This window comes from Tessaracoccus bendigoensis DSM 12906 (assembly GCF_900141915.1).
GTDB classification, from domain to species: Bacteria; Actinomycetota; Actinomycetes; order Propionibacteriales; family Propionibacteriaceae; genus Arachnia; species Arachnia bendigoensis.
This window is the reverse complement of sequence record NZ_FQZG01000082.1, coordinates 1-17,281: the sequence shown is the minus strand read 5'-3', so window position 1 is coordinate 17,281 and position 17,281 is coordinate 1. Positions and strand designations below refer to the sequence as shown.

The 17,281-nt window shown below is 68.5% G+C and carries 16 protein-coding genes and 1 pseudogene; 10 read left to right on the top strand and 7 right to left on the bottom strand.

Annotation, left to right across the window (positions count from 1 at the left end; translation table 11 throughout):
• Positions 1 to 399: 399 nt before the first annotated feature.
• From BUC15_RS16395 to nagB, 3 genes are all read right to left on the bottom strand, one after another.
• Positions 400 to 1,170 carry a DUF3027 domain-containing protein gene (locus BUC15_RS16395; RefSeq protein ID WP_073190374.1) on the bottom strand — a complete coding sequence of 257 codons (771 nt, stop codon included), beginning with the start codon at positions 1,168 to 1,170 and terminating at the stop codon, positions 400 to 402.
• Positions 1,171 to 1,554 (bottom strand): cold-shock protein, encoded by a 384-nt coding sequence (locus BUC15_RS16390; RefSeq protein WP_073190371.1) that lies wholly within the window; start codon positions 1,552 to 1,554, stop codon positions 1,171 to 1,173.
• Positions 1,555 to 1,628: 74 nt separating this feature from the next.
• The gene (gene nagB, locus BUC15_RS16385; protein WP_073190368.1) at positions 1,629 to 2,414 is read right to left on the bottom strand and encodes a glucosamine-6-phosphate deaminase; all 786 of its coding nucleotides are present in this window, start codon (positions 2,412 to 2,414) and stop codon (positions 1,629 to 1,631) included.
• Between the two features lie 214 nt (positions 2,415 to 2,628).
• Here nagB and BUC15_RS16380 point away from each other — a divergent pair, with 214 nt between their 5' ends.
• The 3 genes from BUC15_RS16380 to BUC15_RS16370 all read left to right on the top strand — a co-directional run bounded on the left by BUC15_RS16380 (position 2,629) and on the right by BUC15_RS16370 (position 4,951).
• The gene (locus BUC15_RS16380; RefSeq protein ID WP_073190366.1) at positions 2,629 to 3,423 is read left to right on the top strand and encodes a hypothetical protein; all 795 of its coding nucleotides are present in this window, start codon (positions 2,629 to 2,631) and stop codon (positions 3,421 to 3,423) included.
• Between the two features lie 71 nt (positions 3,424 to 3,494).
• The gene (locus BUC15_RS16375) at positions 3,495 to 4,343 is read left to right on the top strand and encodes a siderophore-interacting protein (RefSeq protein WP_073190363.1); all 849 of its coding nucleotides are present in this window, start codon (positions 3,495 to 3,497) and stop codon (positions 4,341 to 4,343) included.
• Positions 4,340 to 4,951, top strand: a complete 612-nt coding sequence (locus tag BUC15_RS16370; RefSeq protein ID WP_073190359.1) for a 2'-5' RNA ligase family protein — start codon at positions 4,340 to 4,342, stop codon at positions 4,949 to 4,951. The genes BUC15_RS16375 and BUC15_RS16370 overlap by 4 nt, the downstream gene beginning before the upstream one ends.
• On the opposite strand, the gene cobS is transcribed toward BUC15_RS16370, so the two are convergent.
• Together cobS and cobU are read right to left on the bottom strand one after the other, a co-directional pair.
• A complete protein-coding gene (gene cobS, locus BUC15_RS16365; RefSeq protein ID WP_175558382.1) occupies positions 4,941 to 5,699 on the bottom strand; it encodes an adenosylcobinamide-GDP ribazoletransferase in 759 nt (252 codons plus the stop codon). The two genes, BUC15_RS16370 and cobS, sit on opposite strands and share 11 nt — an antisense overlap.
• Positions 5,696 to 6,325: a bifunctional adenosylcobinamide kinase/adenosylcobinamide-phosphate guanylyltransferase gene (gene cobU / locus BUC15_RS16360; RefSeq protein WP_139280325.1), complete on the bottom strand. Its 630-nt coding sequence runs from the start codon at positions 6,323 to 6,325 to the stop codon at positions 5,696 to 5,698. Before cobU ends, cobS begins: the two co-directional genes overlap by 4 nt.
• 88 nt (positions 6,326 to 6,413) lie before the next feature.
• On the opposite strand from cobU, the gene BUC15_RS16355 reads away from it, so the two are divergent.
• A complete protein-coding gene (locus BUC15_RS16355) occupies positions 6,414 to 7,406 on the top strand; it encodes a class I SAM-dependent methyltransferase (RefSeq protein WP_073190355.1) in 993 nt (330 codons plus the stop codon).
• A 110-nt stretch (positions 7,407 to 7,516) separates the two neighbouring features.
• Entirely contained in the window at positions 7,517 to 8,974 is a 1,458-nt protein-coding gene (locus tag BUC15_RS16350) for a trypsin-like peptidase domain-containing protein (RefSeq protein ID WP_084189682.1), read from the top strand.
• A 61-nt stretch (positions 8,975 to 9,035) separates the two neighbouring features.
• Here the strand turns inward: BUC15_RS16350 and BUC15_RS16345 are convergent, their stop codons facing one another.
• On the bottom strand, positions 9,036 to 11,291 hold the full coding sequence (locus BUC15_RS16345) for an alpha-L-fucosidase (protein WP_084189681.1): 2,256 nt from the start codon (positions 11,289 to 11,291) through the stop codon (positions 9,036 to 9,038).
• Between the two features lie 141 nt (positions 11,292 to 11,432).
• Here BUC15_RS16345 and serB point away from each other — a divergent pair, with 141 nt between their 5' ends.
• From serB to BUC15_RS16320, 5 genes are all read left to right on the top strand, one after another.
• The gene (gene serB / locus BUC15_RS16340; RefSeq protein WP_245788020.1) at positions 11,433 to 12,290 is read left to right on the top strand and encodes a phosphoserine phosphatase SerB; all 858 of its coding nucleotides are present in this window, start codon (positions 11,433 to 11,435) and stop codon (positions 12,288 to 12,290) included.
• A gap of 68 nt (positions 12,291 to 12,358) precedes the next feature.
• Entirely contained in the window at positions 12,359 to 13,243 is an 885-nt protein-coding gene (locus tag BUC15_RS16335; protein WP_073190352.1) for an ABC transporter ATP-binding protein, read from the top strand.
• A 10-nt stretch (positions 13,244 to 13,253) separates the two neighbouring features.
• A complete protein-coding gene (locus tag BUC15_RS16330) occupies positions 13,254 to 14,027 on the top strand; it encodes an ABC transporter permease (RefSeq protein WP_175558381.1) in 774 nt (257 codons plus the stop codon).
• 10 nt (positions 14,028 to 14,037) lie between these two features.
• Entirely contained in the window at positions 14,038 to 15,144 is a 1,107-nt protein-coding gene (locus BUC15_RS16325) for a sensor histidine kinase (RefSeq protein ID WP_073190350.1), read from the top strand.
• A complete protein-coding gene (locus BUC15_RS16320) occupies positions 15,141 to 15,761 on the top strand; it encodes a response regulator transcription factor (RefSeq protein ID WP_073190347.1) in 621 nt (206 codons plus the stop codon). Before BUC15_RS16325 ends, BUC15_RS16320 begins: the two co-directional genes overlap by 4 nt.
• A 902-nt stretch (positions 15,762 to 16,663) precedes the next feature.
• On the opposite strand, the pseudogene BUC15_RS20550 reads toward BUC15_RS16320, so the two are convergent.
• Positions 16,664 to 17,281: pseudogene (locus BUC15_RS20550) on the bottom strand (hypothetical protein); the annotation flags it as partial.

Sequence of the window (17,281 nt, the reverse complement as noted above, 5' to 3'; positions counted from 1 at the left end):
CACACCAAAATCGACCACTGGCCGATCCTCGCCGATTCAGCGACCGTCACCAGCACCACCCAAGACAAGGCAGTGGCCCATCCTCGACGTCAGACGACCCAGAATCGACCACTGGTCGATTTTCACCGGGGGGGCGACGGAGAGGGCGTCCGACGCCAACACCCCGCCCAAGTCAAGCAGTGGCCCATCCTCGACGCCAGACGACCCAAAATCGACCACTGGCCGATTTTCACCGGGGGGGCGAAGGGGGCGTCGAAGGGGGCGGCCGACGGCGACCCCCCACCCCAGCCAAGCAGTGGCCGAGGTGCTCAACTCGATGGCGCCCCTCTACTGAAGCACAACGCGCGAGCGGCGGTCACCCCAACCGGGGTGGCCGCCGCTGGATCGCGTCAGCGCGATTCAGTCGAAGAGCACCTCGTCGACACCGATGGTGTCGAAGGCCGGGGCGGGTAGCTCCTTTGCGCGGTGCTCGTCCACCACGTCGGAGTGGCCCCCACAGCCGTGGTTCAGCGAGACGACCCTGCCGTCGGAGGCGGAGAACTGGTTTGCACACGCCCCGAACAGGGTGCCGAGCGATCCCTGCAGAGCGACGAAGTAGCCGCAGCTGTGGCACTGGCCCGGCGCCTCCTGCGAGCCCTCGTCCTTTGGGCCGGGTGGGCCGGCGAGCCACCGCTCGACGGCCTCGTCGCGGCCGTACCGGCTGAGCACCCGTTCCCGCCCGAGACCGAGCTCTGCGACGGTGGTGCGCAGCTGGACCCAGTCGCTGTTGTCGGCGTCGACGGGAAGGTCGGTCGCCGCGAAGCCTGGCTCGAGCCGCGGATCATTGTCAGGGGTGGCCATCAGCATGCCGGGGCCGATGTCCCCCGGGCCGATCCGGTCCTCCCACGGCACCCAGGTCGGCGGCAACAGCGAGTCGGCTCCGGGCAGCAGCACTACCTCGTTGACGGTCGGTACCTTGGCCCGCGAAGCGCGCACCAGCGTCACCGCCCAGTGCCACCCCTCGTAACCGGGCAACAGGCACTCGAACGTGTGCGTGGCGATGCGGTCGCCTCGCTCGGCCGTGACACCGAGAGTCTCACCGACGGCGTCGGCGCCACCGGTCTCGACGGCGGAGGCGCGCGCAAGGTCGACCGCTGCCGCCGTCGCGGCATCCAGCTTGGGAGATGCCATCTACAGCTCCAGCTCGTCGGCCACACGCCTGAGGACCTGCGCCACCTTTTCCGCCTGACGACTGTCGGGGTGGCGACGATGACGGTACCCGTTGCCGATGCCGTCGAGCATCTTGATCAGGTCCTCGATCAGCACGGCCATGTCCTCAGGGTTGCGCCGCTGCGCCTTTGAGAGGGACGGCGGCGTCTCGAGTACCCGGAGGCTGAGCGCCTGCTCACCCTTCCGGCCCTCGATGACCCCGAACTCGACCTTCTGACCGGGCTTCAGCGAGGCGACGCCTTCTGGCAGCGCATTGGAGCGCACGTAGACGTCACCGCCGTCGTCCTTGGTGATGAAACCAAAGCCCTTATCAGCGTCGAAGAAGCGCACTTTTCCGGTAGGCACGTCGCCCTCACTTAATTGACCAGCAGATGAACGGACAGTCTATCGGGTAAGGCACCACGCCCAAAGACGGCCGTTCAGTCGTTCGGGGTGTGCCCGTCGCCTGCTTCCTGGATGTGGCGGAAGAACTCGATGTTCTGGAGTTTCGAAGCCGCAGCCTCGTCGATGACGACGATGGCCCTCGGGTGGAACTGCAGGATCGATGCGGGGCACCGGGTGGCGACTGGGCCCTCGACCATGGCGGCGATGGCATCGGCCTTCTTCTCGCCGGAGGCCATGAGCAGCGCGACCCGCGAGTCCATGATCGTGCCGAGACCCTGCGTCACGCAGTGGGTGGGCACCTGCTCGATGGAGTCGAAGAAGCGGGCGTTGTCTTCACGGGTCTGCGGGGTGAGGGTCTTGATCCGGGTGCGCGACGAGAAGGACGAGAAGGGTTCGTTGAAGCCGATGTGGGCGTTGGAGCCGATGCCGAGGATCTGCACATCGACGCCGCCTGCCAGTTCGATGGCCTCGTCGTACTCGTCTGCGGCCGCCTGCAGGTCTGCAGCGAGGCCGTCGGGCACGCGTACACGGGAAGGGGTCATCCGCAACGGCTCGATCACCGAGTGGGTGATGACGCTGTGGTAGCTCTCGGGGTGGCTCCGATCGATTCCGACGTACTCGTCGAGGGCGAACCCGAGGGCGTGCGAAAGGTCCAGCCTGCCGCCCTCAACCCGGCGGGTCAGTTCCTGGTAGAGCGCCTTGGGGGAGCTTCCCGTGGCAAGGCCGATCACAGGCGTCGGCAGTCCCTCGATGTAGTGGACCAGCCGGTCGGCGGCAGCGATGCCTGCCTCGTGGGCGTCCTTGCAGATGACAATTTCCATGGCGTGAATCCTCACTCCGTATGTACCGTGGCCGGCGAATGATTTGCGATTCCCAATTTAGGCTTAGCACCCTCCCAACTGCACGGAAGTTGGCCGTTTCGGCGCCGATTGCGCAGGCAAACTGATCATTCGCTCAATATTACTGGGCGCGCAGGTCGTGGCGCCCCCCGCGGCAGGACGGCCCGCCCCCCAGAGACCCCACTACCATTGGGGCATGGCAAGTTGGAAGGACGGGGCCGCGTACGCCTCCACCGAGCGACCTGACGGCTTCGCCGCGCCTGTGGCCGACCCACTTCCGGTGGCGGAGCCTCACGCAGCCGTCACGCCCGGCGCGGGGCCCCACCCCGCCGATTTCCGTGCCGAAGAGCAGCGACCACTGACCGACCTCGGCGACGTCGCCGTCGCCGCCCGCGATCCGCGCGAGGAGTTCACCGTCGCTTCCCTGTCCATGACGGCTTCCGAACCCACCGGTGGCCACCGCGACCCGAGAGAGGCCTTCAGCCTGTCCACCGCAAGCATCGGCGCGCCAGGCCCGCCTCCGCCGGTCGGCGACCCCCTACCCCTGGCCCCGCCCCGCACCAGTGGCCGGGACCAGCCCTCCTCGACGCCCACCGCCATCCCACAGGAAACCCGTAGCTGGGCCCCACCCGGCCAGGTTCCGCAGGTCGGCACGTCCCGGCAGTGGGCCCCACCGACGGGCACCCCACAGGGGCAGCGCCCGGCCCAACCGAACGACCCGACACGCCTCCTGTGTTGGGTGGCCGCCGGTCTCAGCCTGTTCGGCGTCCTGCTTCCCGGGGCGGCGCCGCTGCTCCTCATCGTGGCCGGAGCAATCGGATTGCGCACGGTCGGGCGGACCTCCAGCCTGGGCGTCACAGCATTGATCGTCGGCATCGCAGCCGTGGTCTTCCAACTCCTGAACGGGTCCCTGGGCCAGGGCGGCATGCTGACGATGCTGTTCTCCATCTCCGCCTGCGTCTGGTTCATCGTCGGGGCCCTCCGCCGCTGAGCCCCACGGCACAGGTACCCACCCGTCCGCTAAGTTAGGTTCACCTAAGATTCCGATCGGGAAGTGAACCGATGCCTCCTCGTCAGCGCGTGCTGCGGCGCGCAACCGTCAAAGCCACCCGGCAGTTGTCGACAAACCTGATCCGCGTCACATTCGACTGCCCCGAGCTCGCAGGCATGGACCTGCCGTTCACTGACCACTACATCAAGATCCTGTTCGTCCCCGGCACACAGCGACCGTTCGATCCGGACACCGATGGTGACCCCTCGGATGTGGCGGCGGTCACCCGTACCTATTCACTGCGCAGCCACGACGCCTCGAACGGGGCCATCACAGTCGACTTCGTGGTACACGGCGACGCCGGCTTGGCGGGCCCGTGGGCGGCGCACGCCGAGGTCGGCGACCGGATCGGATTCTTCGGCCCCGGCGGAGCCTGGGCCCCGGACCCCGACATCGACCACTTCGTGCTGGTCGGTGACGAGTCGGCCGCACCCGCAATCTGCGCGGCGATCGAGGCTCTACCCGAAGCCACCACGGCTGAGGTGTTCCTCGAGATCGCCTCGCAAGGAGACACCTTCCCGGTGCCGGCCCGCGACGGTGTCAGCCTCACCTGGGTACCACGCGACGGCGCCCCCTACGGCTCCGAACTCACCCGGGTGGTGCGCGCAGCCGGGCATCCGGCCGCCCGGACCCGCTGGTTCGTGCACGGGGTTGCGGAGATGGTCAAGGAACTGCGCCGCCACCTGTTCGTCGATCTGGGGCTCCCGCGCACCGATGTGTCCATCTCGGGCTATTGGCGCTCGGGTATGAACGAGGACGGCTGGCAGAGCTCCAAGCACGAGTTCGTCGAAACGATGGACGCCGACGAGGCGGCCGCGGGCGCGGAGCCGGTTCCCCCGAAGGAACCACGCCGGGCGTGAGGATCGTCCCGAACCAGGACCGGGACTTCACCGAATGGCACGGCGGCTGCCGCCACGCGCTGGTGTGGGCCCTCGACGTCGATACCCCCGCCGTCCGGGAACGCGTCTCCGAAGCGCGTTCGCTGCTGGCCCCGCACCTGCTGGGCAGGTACCGTCGACAACCGCACATCACCGTCGCGTTCGCCGGTCTCGACCCCCTGCCAGGCGCGACGCCGACCGGTGGGCTCTACACCCGCGAAGACCGTCGAGGCCATATCGAGGGGCTCACCCGGCTCAGGCACGGCCCGTTGGACGTGGAGGTCGGGGGCTGGGCCACCTATCCGATGGCGCCGTACCTCGAGGTTTCGGCCCCAGGGTTCGAACCGCTGCGCGATCTGCTGAGCACCCGGCCGGGTCTCTACACGCCGCACGTGACGATCGGGCTGTACGCCGTCGAGTCGGAACTTGGCACCGTCGCCGACCTCATGGCCGACTTCCAGGCTCCCCCGATCAGGCTCCGGGTCGAGGCGGTTTCGCTGATGAGCTACGAAGCGTCCGACATCGCGGGGCCCTTGACGACGCTCGGCCGGTTCAGCCTCACTGAGGGGTCCTGGTCAGCTACTGCGTGAGCGCGACGGTCAGCAGACAGGCCGTCAGCGTCACCTCGATCAGGGAACCGAACGTGTCGCCGGTCCAGCCACCGAACCGACGCACCAGCCTCAGGCCCCAGAACACGGCGACCGCGGCCGCGCAGAACACGCCCGCCACGAGCGTGATCGAGCCGCGCCACCCACCGGTGAGCCACCCGAGGCCCACCGCGACTAGGACCGTGAGGGCCACGTTGATCGTGGCGGTGGCCTTGGAGGTGACCCCTACGAACAAGGCGCCGAAACCCTTGGTGCGGGCGGATCGGGGTGAGACGGTGGCGACGCTGACCGCGAGCCGCGAGACCATGACCGAGACAGCCAGCGCGGCACCGGCGAACAGCGGCGAGCCGATCGAGGCGAGCGCCGCACCGTCGAGCAGGAGCACGAACACGAGCGTGGCCACCCCCATCGGGCCGATGTCGGACTTGCGCATGATCGCAAGCGCCTCATCGCGCGGTTTACGCGACCCGAGCCCATCGGCGGTGTCGGCGACGCCGTCGAGATGCAGTGCGCCGTTTGCCCCGGCCAGCAGCGCCAGCCCGACGATCGCGCCGAGCAACGGTGCCGCGACCGCCGACACCCCGGCGGCCGCGGCACCGGAGACGAGCCCGAGGAGCAGCCCGAGCCAAGGCAGCGCCGCCATCGCCTCGGTCGCGGCCCGCCGGTCGACGTCGAACGGCTTGACCGGGATGATCGTGAAGAGCCCGACGGCGGTCAGCAGCGCCTTCACCTGATCCGCCTCGCGACCCCTGCGGTGCAGAGCCAGACCTCGCCAACCGCGGCGGCGACCCGCGAGTTGAGCCGGCCGAGCTCGTCGCGGTAGAGGCGGCCTGATGCGGTGGCAGGCACGACCCCCGAGCCGACCTCGTTGCTTACCAGGATCACGTTGCGGCGGGTGCCTGCCAGTGCGGCGATGAGTTGGTCGACGCGCGCGTCGACGTCGGCACGCCAGCCCGCCCGCTCGTCCCAGGCCCCTTCGGCCATGAGGACCCTGTCGAGCCAGACGGCGAGGCAGTCGACCAGGACGGGGGCGGGGTCGTCGGCGGCTAGCACCGACGGCAGGTCGACGGTCTCGGTCGTGCGCCACGTCGCCGGACGCCGGGCGCGGTGCAAGGCGACCCGCTCGAGCCATTCTGGGTCGTCGGGTCGCGTCTCGGAGGTCGCGACGTACTCGACGTCGGCGGCTCCTTCGAACTGCGCCTCGGCCCACGACGACTTGCCCGAGCGCGCCCCGCCCAGGACGAGGGCGGTGCCGTCGCCGTGGGTCATCGGGGTCACCCCGGCGATTCCCGCCAGTTCCCGCAACAGTGAGCGTGCCGCCCCATCGAGCGGGTCAATCCGTACCCTGAACTCCATCCGTGCCTCCTGAGGTCAAACCTACCGGTGGCCCCGCCCTTGCCTGGCAAGGGGATGCGGCTCGGGGTTGCCCCGTAGGATCGGGGCCATGCGCGATGTTGTTGACGACCTGATCTGGGATGAAGCCCCCAAGACGGCCCAGGCGGTGGCCGTCCTGGACGCCCCCGCCCTGGTGGAGGATGCCCTGACCCTGACCTCGGATGTGCGGGTCTTCTGTGACGACTGGCGTGAAGCCGCCCAGGTCGACCCGGCCCTTCTGGTCGGCCACCCCGACGAGCTCGCGGGGGTCGACCTGGCGTTGGCGAGGCTGCCGAAGTCGCTGGCGGCGCTCGACGAGCTGGCGGTGTCGGTGCAAGGCGCGCCGGATGTCACCTTTGTCGGCGGGGCCAGGATCAAGCACATGAACAAGACCATGAACGAGGTGCTGGGCAAGCACTTCGCCGCGGTCGCGGCGTCACTGGGCCGCTCGAAGTCGCGGGTGCTGCGCGCGTGGGGGCCGGAAAACCTGGAGTCGGACTGGCCAAAGGTCCGCTTCCACGAGGACCTTGGGTTCTCTGTCGCGGCTCACGGCGCGACGTTCGGGGGCACCAAGGTCGACGCCGGCACCCGTCTGCTGCTCACCGCCCTGTCCGGAGGCGGTCGGGCTGCGGGGCTCGTGGGTGACTCGGTGCTCGACTGGGGCTGTGGCAACGGGACGATCGCGATGTGGCTGGCAGCGCGTGGCCTGTCGGTGCTGGCGCGCGACGTCAGTTGGTCGGCGGTGGCAGCCACCTCGATCGCGGCCGAGGTCAATCGGGTTGAGGTGGACGCGTCCTGGGGTGCGGGGCTCGACGGTTACGCCGATCAAAGCGTCGACGCGATCGTGACGAATCCGCCCTTCCACCAGGGGGTCGCCAAGGATTCCTCGGACACGATCGACATGTTCACCGACGCGGCCCGGGTGCTGCGGTCGGGCGGCCAGCTGTGGTGTGTGTTCAACTCACACCTTCCTTACCGGAAAGAGCTGAACGTGAGGCTGGGCCAGACCCTGGTGGCTGCCCAGAACCCGCACTACACCGTCACTGTCACCACCGCCAGGTAGCGGCGGGTTCCGGGTGGGTTCGTAAGGTCTCAGGAAAGTTCCAGCGCTCACACAGCAAACTCACAGGGTCGGCTTGTTAGCTTTATCCAGACGGAAACCGAGGAGCAGAGATGAGCAACGAGCAGTACCCGAACCCCTGGAGCCGGGAGTCGGGCACCCCCCGCCCCTGGCCGCAGTCCGATCAGGCGAGCCAGCCGGTCACGGACCAGGCAACTGGACAGGCCAGCACCTCGGCCCAGGCCTTCGGACAGCCCTCGACCCAGGCCCAGGGGCAGACCCCGACGTCGGCCCAGGACACGACCCTGCCACAGGGAAGCTACCCATTCACCAACTGGAACACGACCTCCACGCCTTACGGTGCGGCACAGCAGCCGACGCAGACCACCACCGCAGTAGCGCCGCAGGCCCCGAAGAAGGCAAAGGGCCGCTCCCGGATCGCCGCCGGGCTCGCGATGCTCGTGCTGGCAGGCGGCGTGGGCGGCGGAGCCGGATTCGCCGCGGCCAGGCTGTCAACGGACGGCGCCGCCCAATCCCCCAGCGCAAGCAGTTCGACGACCACCTCAGATACGGGTGGCATCCAGACCACGGTGGTCCAAGCCGATCCGACCAACCCCGACTGGACAGCTGTTGCCGAGGTCGCCTCGAAGTCCGTCGTGGCGATCGACGTCGTGACCGCCAGCGGTGAAGGCCAGGGCTCCGGTGTGGTGATCGATGGCGACGGGAACATCGTCACGAACAACCACGTGGTCTCGGGTGCGGCAAACGGCACCGTCACCGTCATGTTCAACAACTCGTCCTACGAGGCGACGATCGTCGGCACCGATCCCTCCACCGACCTCGCCGTGATCCGCCTCACCGACCCGCCAGAGGACCTGGGCGTGATGGGCTATGGCGACAGCAAGGCGCTGAAGGTCGGCGATCCCGTGATGGCGATCGGTAACCCGCTGGGTCTGGCCGACACCGTCACCACCGGCATCGTGTCCGCCCTGAACCGTCCCGTCACCACCACCGCGGTGTCCGAGCAGCAACAGCAGCCGGGGTTCGGCCAGATGGGGCAACAGACGTCGTCCGAGACGGTGGTGACGGCCGCGATCCAGACCAATGCCGCGATCAACCCCGGCAACTCCGGCGGCGCGCTGGTCGACTCCTCCGGCAAACTGATCGGCATCACGTCCTCGATCGCGACCCTGTCGAGCGGTGAGAGCCAGTCCGGCAACATCGGCATCGGCTTCGCCATCGGGGCCGACCAGGTCAAGTACGTCGCCGATCAGCTGATCGCCACCGGCAGCGCCCGGCACGCCCAACTGGGCATCAGCGCCCGGGACGTGACCACCACCGGCCAGTTGGGAGCGGTCGTCGCGCAGGTCAACACCGGCTCCCCCGCCGCCGAGGCCGGGCTCCGCGTCGACGATCTGATCACCGAGGTCGACGGCCAGCCCGTGTCGGGGAGCCTTTCCCTGGTGGCCCTGGTGCGCGCCGGGCAGGTCGGCCAGCCGATGACGCTGACCGTCCTGCGGGACGGCTCCGAGGAGAGCATCACGGTCACGCCGGTCGCCGCCAGCGCCTGACAACCCCCAACTTCGCCGCCGTCGGTTCGATCACCGGCGGCGGCGATGCCATGCCCTCCCGTCACGGCTCGGAGGCGGGATCCAGATCGAGCTGTTCCCACAGGTTGATCGAGGACAGCGTGTAGGCGCCCCGGGCCGACGTCACCCTGATCCTCCACCGCCTGGCGGCCACCGGTCGGGCCAGTTTGACGATCCGGTGGGCACCGACGACGCCGCCCCTCCCCACCTCGCCCCAACCGTCGAGGTCGGCCTCGACGACGAACCCCCGAACGTTCTGCCCACTCCGCAAGATCGCCTCACTGAGCCCGATCCGTGCGACGCTGCGCGGCTCCCCCAGGTCCAACTCGAATGAGGACGGGGCGCCGTCGGCGACCGTGGGCCCGTGCCGCGGGTCGCCGTCGGTCAGGTTCGCAACCGACGCCCCATCGACGCGGACCCTCACACCCAGCGCGTGGTCCAGGGTGAAGGCCTTCCGCCGCTCGCGCGCGAACTCTTCGAGCGCGCCGGTCACCTCGTCGGAGAATCGGCCGTTGACCGTCGGGGGAACGTTGAGCAGCATCACCGAGTTCCGCCCGTAGGTGTCCTCGTAGTGGGTCAGAAGCTCGGCCGCGGTCTTCGGCTCGTCGTCGGCGTGGGCGAACCAGCCCGAGGTGATCTTCATGTCGGACTCGGTCGGCCACCAGTGCAGCCTGTTGGCCCGGCCGCTGCGCACGGCTCTCACCAACTGTTGATCTGATCCGGTGTCCTGCGCGAAGTGGTCGTCTTCGACGGGCCGGATGGCTCCTTCTCCCCCGTCGATGATGGCGACTGTGGCCCACTCGTCCTCGCGGGCCACCCCGAGTTCGTTGCCGACCCATCTGATGTCACGCCCGCCGACGGCGATGTTGGCGTCTGGCTGCAACCGGTGGATGAGGTCGTAGAAGGCCGCATAGTCGTAGCTCTCGCCCGCCGCGGTGTTGCCCTGCGCGCCGTCGAACCACACCTCGTGGACCTTTCCGTACTGGGTGAGGATCTCGTAGAGGGTGTTCAGGAACAGGGCCCCGTAGTCGGTGGCCTCGTATTCGAACCGGGGCAGGTCCGAGCCCGTTCGGTCATCTTCGGGTACGAGCGTCGGGATGCGACGCGGCTTCCTGGGCGAGCCGTTACCGAATAGTCCATTCAACTCGGCGTTGGAGTCGGCCGGGGAGAGGTAGAACCCGACCTTGACCCCGAGGCGGCGGGCGGCGTCGGTGAGGTCACGGGCGATGTCGCCCTTCCCGTCGGCCCATGGGCTCGCGGCGACCGAGTGTCGCGAGTACCTGGTCGGCCACAGCGCGAACCCGTCGTGGTGTTTCAGCGTGAGGATGACGGTGCGGAATCCGGTCTCTCGGAGGGTCTTCACCCAGCCTTCGGCGTCGACCTCCACCGGGTCGAACGCCGCGGGAACCTCTGTGCCGTTTCCCCATTCCTGCCCGTAGAAGGTGTTGATGCCGAAGTGGATGAAGGCGGTCAGGCCCTCCTCCTGCCAGAGCGCCTGTGCCGGGGTCGGGCGCAACAGGGCCGCCTTCTTCAGGATCGTCGACGGCGAGTCGGTCGGCCGGACATCGACGTAGTTGCCAGGCTCAAGACCGCAGAGGTCGTCTGCCCCCTCGTCGCCTGGTAGGCCCGCGTTGTCCGGTAGGCCCACGTCTGCGCGTCGGGTTCCGCTGGTCGCTTGCAGCGCGAAGGGGGCACCGCCTTCGGCGATCCGCACGCGGTGGAGGATTCCGTGGAACCCGCTGTCGCCCGCGCCGCCGTTGCCGAAAACCCACCGCGAGGAGTCGGCCTGCCCCTGCCACGGCCAGGCGACCGGGCCGAGCGTGACGCCGTCCAGCCATGCCGCCACGTTGAGACGCTCGCCCGACCTGCGGAGCTTGAGTGACAGGGTGTGCCGTGCACCGGGGCTGACTGGACCGGCGCCTGGCAAGCCGATCCGAGCCTCGGACGATGGGCCGACCCAGAGGTCGTCCGGGTCGAAGCCAACCACAAACGATGGGGACTTGAGGAGGGTCGTGAACGCCTGCGTGGTCGGCGCCTCGAGGCTGAACGCGAGTTCGACAACCACGGCAGCATCCTCAGGGAAGGTGAGCGGAGCCGTCGGCACGAAACCGATGCCCTGGCCTGCCCCGTTCAGCCGGACCCCCTGGCCGGCCACCTGAGTCTCAAGTCCGGTCAGGCCGCGCAGCGATCCGCGGAGGATCTCGCCCTGGGTTGTGTAGTGCCCGGACCCCACCAGCGACCCGGCGAACCGCACATCCAGGTCGACGCGACCGAGGTCGCCTCCGTCGTCGGTCTGCATCGCGATGCGCTCCTACCCGTTGGTTCTGCCCACGCGTCGCGTCGACGCATCCACCGACCCTAGCCATGAACAGAACCGACCGGCCATGCAGGCCCGCTTCGCGGGAAGGTCGGCACCCCTGCCGACCACTACCCTGTGTGCATGGAGATCCGTGTGACGTTCGCTTCCGCCGGCCCGATCCCAGGTTCACTGGTGGCGATGGTGCCCCCGACCGCCCATGTGACGAGCGAGGAGACCAACTTCGGCCAGCAGATCAGCCTCTACACCTCGCACGACGACCCGGCTCTGCTGCGCAACGCGTTGCGCGCCGTCGCCGGGGACGTCGCCGTCGGGGTCATCACCGGTCCGCTGGTCGACGAATCCGCCCGGCTAATCCTGATGGACGTGGACTCGACGCTGACCACCACCGAGGCTATCGATCTGCTGGCCGACCACGCCGGGGTCGGCGCGCGCGTCGCCGACATCACCGAGCGGGCGATGCGCGGGGAACTCGACTTCGGCGCCTCGCTCCGGGAGCGGGTCGCCACGCTTGCCGGCCTGCCGACCAGCATCTTCGAGGAGGTCGGGGCCGCGATGACACTCTCGACAGGGGCCGTCGAGCTGATCGCGGCGGCGAAGTCCGCTGGGGTGCCGATCGGGGTGACTTCCGGTGGCTTCAGCCAACTCGTCGCTCCTCTCGCTGAACGCCTCGGGCTCGACTTCCACAACGCGAACCACCTTGAAACCGAACTCGTCGACGGCGTCGAGGTGCTGACGGGCCGGGTCATGGGCCAGGTGGTGGATCGGGACCAGAAGGCCAGGGACCTTGCCCGGTTCGCCCACGCCAACGGGGTCGACCCGGCCTTCACCGTCGCCATCGGTGACGGCGCCAACGACCTTGGCATGTTCGACGCAGCCGGCCTGTCGATCGCCTACTGCGCCAAGCCGGTGACGGCCGCTGCCGCCGATGTCGCAATCGGTTTTCCCCGACTGGACGCGGCCGCGGCATTCGCCCTGTGACACCTGTCACGCCCAAAGCGTGACATCGTCGCCTGTCCACAACCTGTTCCAGCGACGAACCTGGAACCATGAGCACCCCAGCCATCCGACTCGACTCTGTCACAAAGCGCTACGGCGACCTCACCGCCGTCGACGACCTCACCCTCGAGGTCCCAGCCGGGCAGGTGCTCGCCCTGCTCGGCCCTAACGGCGCGGGCAAGTCGACCACCACCGAAATGATCCTCTCCATCACCAAGCCCGACGGCGGGGCCGTCCGTGTCTTCGGACGATCCCCCACCGAGGCGCTGCGTCGCGGCGACACCGGCGCGATGCTCCAGAACGGCGCCCTCCTCTGGGACACCAAGGTTGGGCGACTCTTGCGCGGCATGCACTCGCTGCACCACCACCCGCTCTCGCTTGACGAGGTGATCGAGCTGGCCGATGTCAGGAGTTTCCTCCGCACCAACACGAACAAACTCTCCGGCGGGCAGGCCCAACGAGTGCGATTCGCGCTCGCAATCATGCCCGACCCGCGTCTGCTCATCCTCGACGAGCCGACGGTCGGCATGGATGTGGAGTCGCGCCGTCGATTCTGGGCCAGCATGCGCGCATTCACCCTGACAGGCCGCACGGTCGTTTTCGCCACCCACTATCTCGACGAGGCCGATGAGTTCGCCGACCGGATCGTCGTGCTCGACGGCGGACGCCTGATCGCGGACGGAACCGGCGCGGAGATCCGCGGCGTCGTCGGTGGCAGGCAGATCACCTTCACTGGCCCGGATCTTGACTACCTGACGCTCCCGGGGGTCGTCGAGTCCACCGTCGACGGTGATCGTCGGGTGCTCACCTGCACGGATTCCGACGCCGCACTCCGCGGCCTGTTCGACCTCACCGAGACGGGCACGGTCCGCGACGTCGAGGTCCATTCCCCATCGCTGGAGGACGCGTTCCTCACCCTCACGAAGGTGGCCTGATATGACGACCATGCCTTCTACTTCCACCGGATACCGCCAGGTCAGTGGCCTGCGCCGGTTCACCCGCTACTACGCATTCAGCCTCGGAACCGTCGTTCGTGACTGGGCATTCCTCGCGTTCGTGATCCTGATGCCTGTAACGATGTACGTGTTCTTCACAAGCGTCTTCGGCGACTCCGCTGACGACTCCGTGACAGCCACCATGATGATCATGATGGCGACCTACGGCGGCCTCGGGGCCGCGATGAACGCCGGTGCCAGCATCCAGTCGGAGCGCTCCTCCGGCTGGTTCCGAAACCTGATGCTCACCCCTCTCAACCCGGCCGAGTTCGTCGGCGCGAAGGTGTGCACGGCCGTGACTGTGGTCATCCCCGCGCTCGGCACGGTGTTCGTGGCCGGCTTCATCCAGGGCATCCGGCTCCCGATGAGCACCTGGGCGGCCATGCTGGCGCTCCTACTGCTCGCCCTCCTGCCGATGGTGCTGATGGGCCTCGTGATCGGCCTCTGGTTCAAGCCCCAGACCGCAACCGCCGTGACGACGCTCAGCATGCTCACCCTGTCAATGCTCGGTGGCCTGTGGATCCCCCTTGAGGCCATGCCCGCCGGAATGCAGTCGATCGGGCGGTTGCTGCCCTCGCACTGGGCCGCCCAGATCGGTTCCTGGCCCCTGGCCGGAGGCGGCTTCCCCTGGGACGGTGTCCAGGTGATCGCGGTGTGGGCCCTTGCGCTCATCGCCGTGGGCGCCCTCGGCTATCGGCGCGCGATCCGGACGTCTCGTCGTTAGGGTGGAGGCCATGGACCGACCGGCACCCGGCTACGCCCCGGAGGCGTGCGAACTGTCCTGGTGGCGCCGCGGCCTGGCTCAAGGTGCCGGGTACATGTTCCCGAGCCTGTCGTTTCTGTTCATCCCGATCTTCCTTCTGCGGGACACGCCACACATCGTCGTGACCACCGTCCTGATCACCCTGATCGGGGCTCTATCGACCGGCACGAGCTGGATCATGCACACCACCGAGACAATCCGCTGGCTGTGGCTGTTTGGGCTCATGCTGCTCATCGTGGCGGTGGGCGTGGTGACCGACGGTGATGCCAAGCCCGCATATTTCGTGGCCTTCCCTGCTGCGGTTGCGGCAGTGCTCCTCCCATGGACCGACGCGCGCCTGGTCATCCTCGTGATCGCGTTGCTGGGTGGCGGGTACTCGCTGGTGGAGGGCGACGCGTTCGGCGTGGTTCTGGCGGTGACTGCGGCGACCATCGGAATCACGATCGGGGCGACGCTGGAGGCCCAGCACACCCGAAGGCAGCTCGAGTTGGCCGAAGAACGCACTGCCGTCCTCGCGGTGGCTGCGGAGCGGGAGCGCATTGGGCGCGACCTGCACGACATCCTCGGCCACTCGCTGACGACCATCGCGGTCAAGGCGGACCTGGCCGAACGACTGATAGGGCGGGACGACGATGCACTTCGCACCGAGATCCGGCAGCTGGCCGAGATCGCCCGTCAGTCCCTTTCAGATGTGCGGGCCACGGCCTCTGGGATGCGCGAGGTGCGCCTCGGCCCGGAACTGGCCGCGGCCCGGGCGGTCCTGCTGGCTGCCGGCGTCGCCCCGATCACGCCCAGGTCGCTGCCTCAGTTGGGCGACGATACCTCGGAGCTCTTCGGCTACGTCGTCCGGGAGGGCGTCACCAACGTGGTCCGGCATGCCGACGCAACCCGCTGCGTGATCGAATGCGACTCTTCAGGCATCTCCGTCGCCGACGACGGCGTCGGGATCACCGGCCCGGGCGAGGGGTCCGGGATCGCGGGACTGCGTACGCGGTTGGATGCCGCCGGTGGCACCTTCGAGGTTGAGTCGACGCCCCAGGGTACCCGCATCACGGCACGCCTCGGGACGACGCCATGATCACCATCGTGATCGCAGAGGACCAGGCGCTGATCCGCGCCGCGCTCGCCACCATGTTGAACCTTGAAGACGACCTCGAAGTCATAGGTCAGGCCGCCGACTGCCGGGCCGCGCTGGACACCGTCCTCGCCGGCACCCCGGACATCCTCCTGCTGGACGTGCAGATGCCCGATGGCGGATTGGGCGTGGACGACGGCCTCGAGATCGTGCCGATGGTGCGCGAGGCCGCACCCTCGACCCGGGTGATCGTGTTGACCACGTTCGGACGTCCCGGCTACCTTCGTCGCGCCTTGGAAGCGGGGGCTTCCGGATTCCTGGTCAAGGACACGCCTGCCAACCGTCTGGTCGAGGGCATCCGCCGCGTCGCCCGCGGGCTCCGGGTGGTCGACCCCGAGTTGGCAGCCGCTTCGCTGTCGCTCGGCGTGTCGCCACTCAGCCCGAAAGAGGCGTTGGTGCTCGCGACGTCCTCGGGTGGGGCGAGCGCCGCAGAGATCGCGGCCACCGTCCACCTGTCTGAGGGGACGGTCAGGAACTATCTCAGTTCGGCCATCGGAAAGCTGGCAGCCAGGAACCGGGCCGAAGCGTTGCAGATCGCCACGGAGAACGGCTGGCTGTAGCGAACCAGCGACGGTCGGCTCAACCAGCCGTCGGCGGAGCCGGGTTGCGCGTCAGTTGAGCCGGGTTGCGCGTCGGTTGAGCCGGGTTGCGCGTCGGTGGAGCCGGGCTTGCGCGTCGGTTGAGCCGGGCGCGCGTCGGTGGAGCCGGGCGCGCGTCGGTTGAGCCGGTCCCGCCGCGCGAAGCGCCGGGGACCGTGTCGAAACCACCGTGACGTTCCCGCTGAGTCTCTCAAGAAGCTGTGGTCGGGTTGCTGCACCGGGCGCCAGGTGGTAACGACCACGCCTGGCTCGTTCCTCACGAGGCGGCTCAACCGAAGCGCTGGTTGAGCCGGGCCTACGCGTCGGTTGAGCCGGTCCCGCCGCGCGGAGCGCCGGGGACCGTGTCGAAACCATCGTGACGTTTCCGCGGAGTCCTTCAAGATGTTGTGGTCGGGTTGCTGCACCGTGTGCCAGGTGGTAACGCCCACGCCTCGTTCGTCCCTCACGAGGCGGCTCAACCGACGCACCAGGCGGCTCAACCGACGCGCTGGTGGAGCCCCGCCGAAGGAGCGCAGCGACGCCAGCGCGTGACGAAACCATCGTGACGTTCCCGCTGAGTCTCTCAGGAACCTGTGGTCGGGTTGCTGCACCAGGCGCGGGGTGGTTTCGACACGCCTGGCTCGTCCCTCACCAGGCGGCTCAACCGACGCGCTGGTTGAGCCGCGCCGAAGGAGCGCAGCGGCGCCTGCGCGTGTCGAAACCATCGTGACGTTCCGCGGAGTCTCTCAAGAACTTTTGGTCGGGTTTCTGCACCGTGTGCCAGGTGGTTTCGACACGCCTGGCTCGTTCCTCACCAGGCGGCTCAACCGACGCGCCAGGCGGCTCAACCTGCGCTCGGGGCCGGGGTCAACCGGCGGCGGGGTCTATCCGGCTCGGGGTTCGGCTGGTCCCCAGGCGTGCGGGTGCCAGGGGTCGTCTTCGGGTTCAGGGGCAACGGTGTAACGCTGGTCCCGGTCGTCGGTGTGCTTGGGCGACTCTGCCCAAGTCAGGGGCGAGGGTGTGTCCTCCCAGCCGGAGGGCCTGGGCGGTTGGCCCCAGTCGTCGGTGGGTTCGGGCGGCTCGGCCTCGTCGGGTTGCGGCTGGGGCGGCTCGTCCTTGGCTTGTGGCGCTGGTGGCTCGTCCTTGGCTGGTGGCTCTGGTGGCTGGTCCCAGGCGGAGGGTTCGGGTGGCTCGGCCTCGTCGGGTCGCGGCTCGGGCGGCTCTGCGTCGGCTGGTGGCTCGGGTGGCTGGTCCCAGACGGATGGGCGACTTTCAGTGCTCTTCCTGGTCTGGGTGGTCTTCTCGGTTCTGCTGGTCTTTGTTGCTGTGGTGGTTTGCGTGGTCTTGCTGGCCGGGCTGTTGCTGGTGGGGTTGTTGAGGATGTCTGGGACGCGGTGCCGGCGGTGTTGTCTGGGGGTCTGGGTTGGGTCGATGTGGGTTGGGGGGATGAAGCTGGCTCGGCCGGTTTCGGGGTCGAGGAATGCTTCCCATTGCGAGGCGTG

Coding starts and splice junctions, on each gene's coding strand:
- BUC15_RS16395 (WP_073190374.1), bottom strand. CDS start 1,170: ATGGCATCTCCCAAGCTGGATGCCGCGACGGCGGCAGCGGTCGACCTT.
- nagB (WP_073190368.1), bottom strand. CDS start 2,414: ATGGAAATTGTCATCTGCAAGGACGCCCACGAGGCAGGCATCGCTGCC.
- BUC15_RS16380 (WP_073190366.1), top strand. CDS start 2,629: ATGGCAAGTTGGAAGGACGGGGCCGCGTACGCCTCCACCGAGCGACCT.
- BUC15_RS16375 (WP_073190363.1), top strand. CDS start 3,495: ATGCCTCCTCGTCAGCGCGTGCTGCGGCGCGCAACCGTCAAAGCCACC.
- cobU (WP_139280325.1), bottom strand. CDS start 6,325: ATGGAGTTCAGGGTACGGATTGACCCGCTCGATGGGGCGGCACGCTCA.
- BUC15_RS16355 (WP_073190355.1), top strand. CDS start 6,414: ATGCGCGATGTTGTTGACGACCTGATCTGGGATGAAGCCCCCAAGACG.
- BUC15_RS16350 (WP_084189682.1), top strand. CDS start 7,517: ATGAGCAACGAGCAGTACCCGAACCCCTGGAGCCGGGAGTCGGGCACC.
- BUC15_RS16345 (WP_084189681.1), bottom strand. CDS start 11,291: ATGCAGACCGACGACGGAGGCGACCTCGGTCGCGTCGACCTGGATGTG.
- serB (WP_245788020.1), top strand. CDS start 11,433: ATGGAGATCCGTGTGACGTTCGCTTCCGCCGGCCCGATCCCAGGTTCA.
- BUC15_RS16335 (WP_073190352.1), top strand. CDS start 12,359: ATGAGCACCCCAGCCATCCGACTCGACTCTGTCACAAAGCGCTACGGC.
- BUC15_RS16330 (WP_175558381.1), top strand. CDS start 13,254: ATGCCTTCTACTTCCACCGGATACCGCCAGGTCAGTGGCCTGCGCCGG.
- BUC15_RS16325 (WP_073190350.1), top strand. CDS start 14,038: ATGGACCGACCGGCACCCGGCTACGCCCCGGAGGCGTGCGAACTGTCC.
- BUC15_RS16320 (WP_073190347.1), top strand. CDS start 15,141: ATGATCACCATCGTGATCGCAGAGGACCAGGCGCTGATCCGCGCCGCG.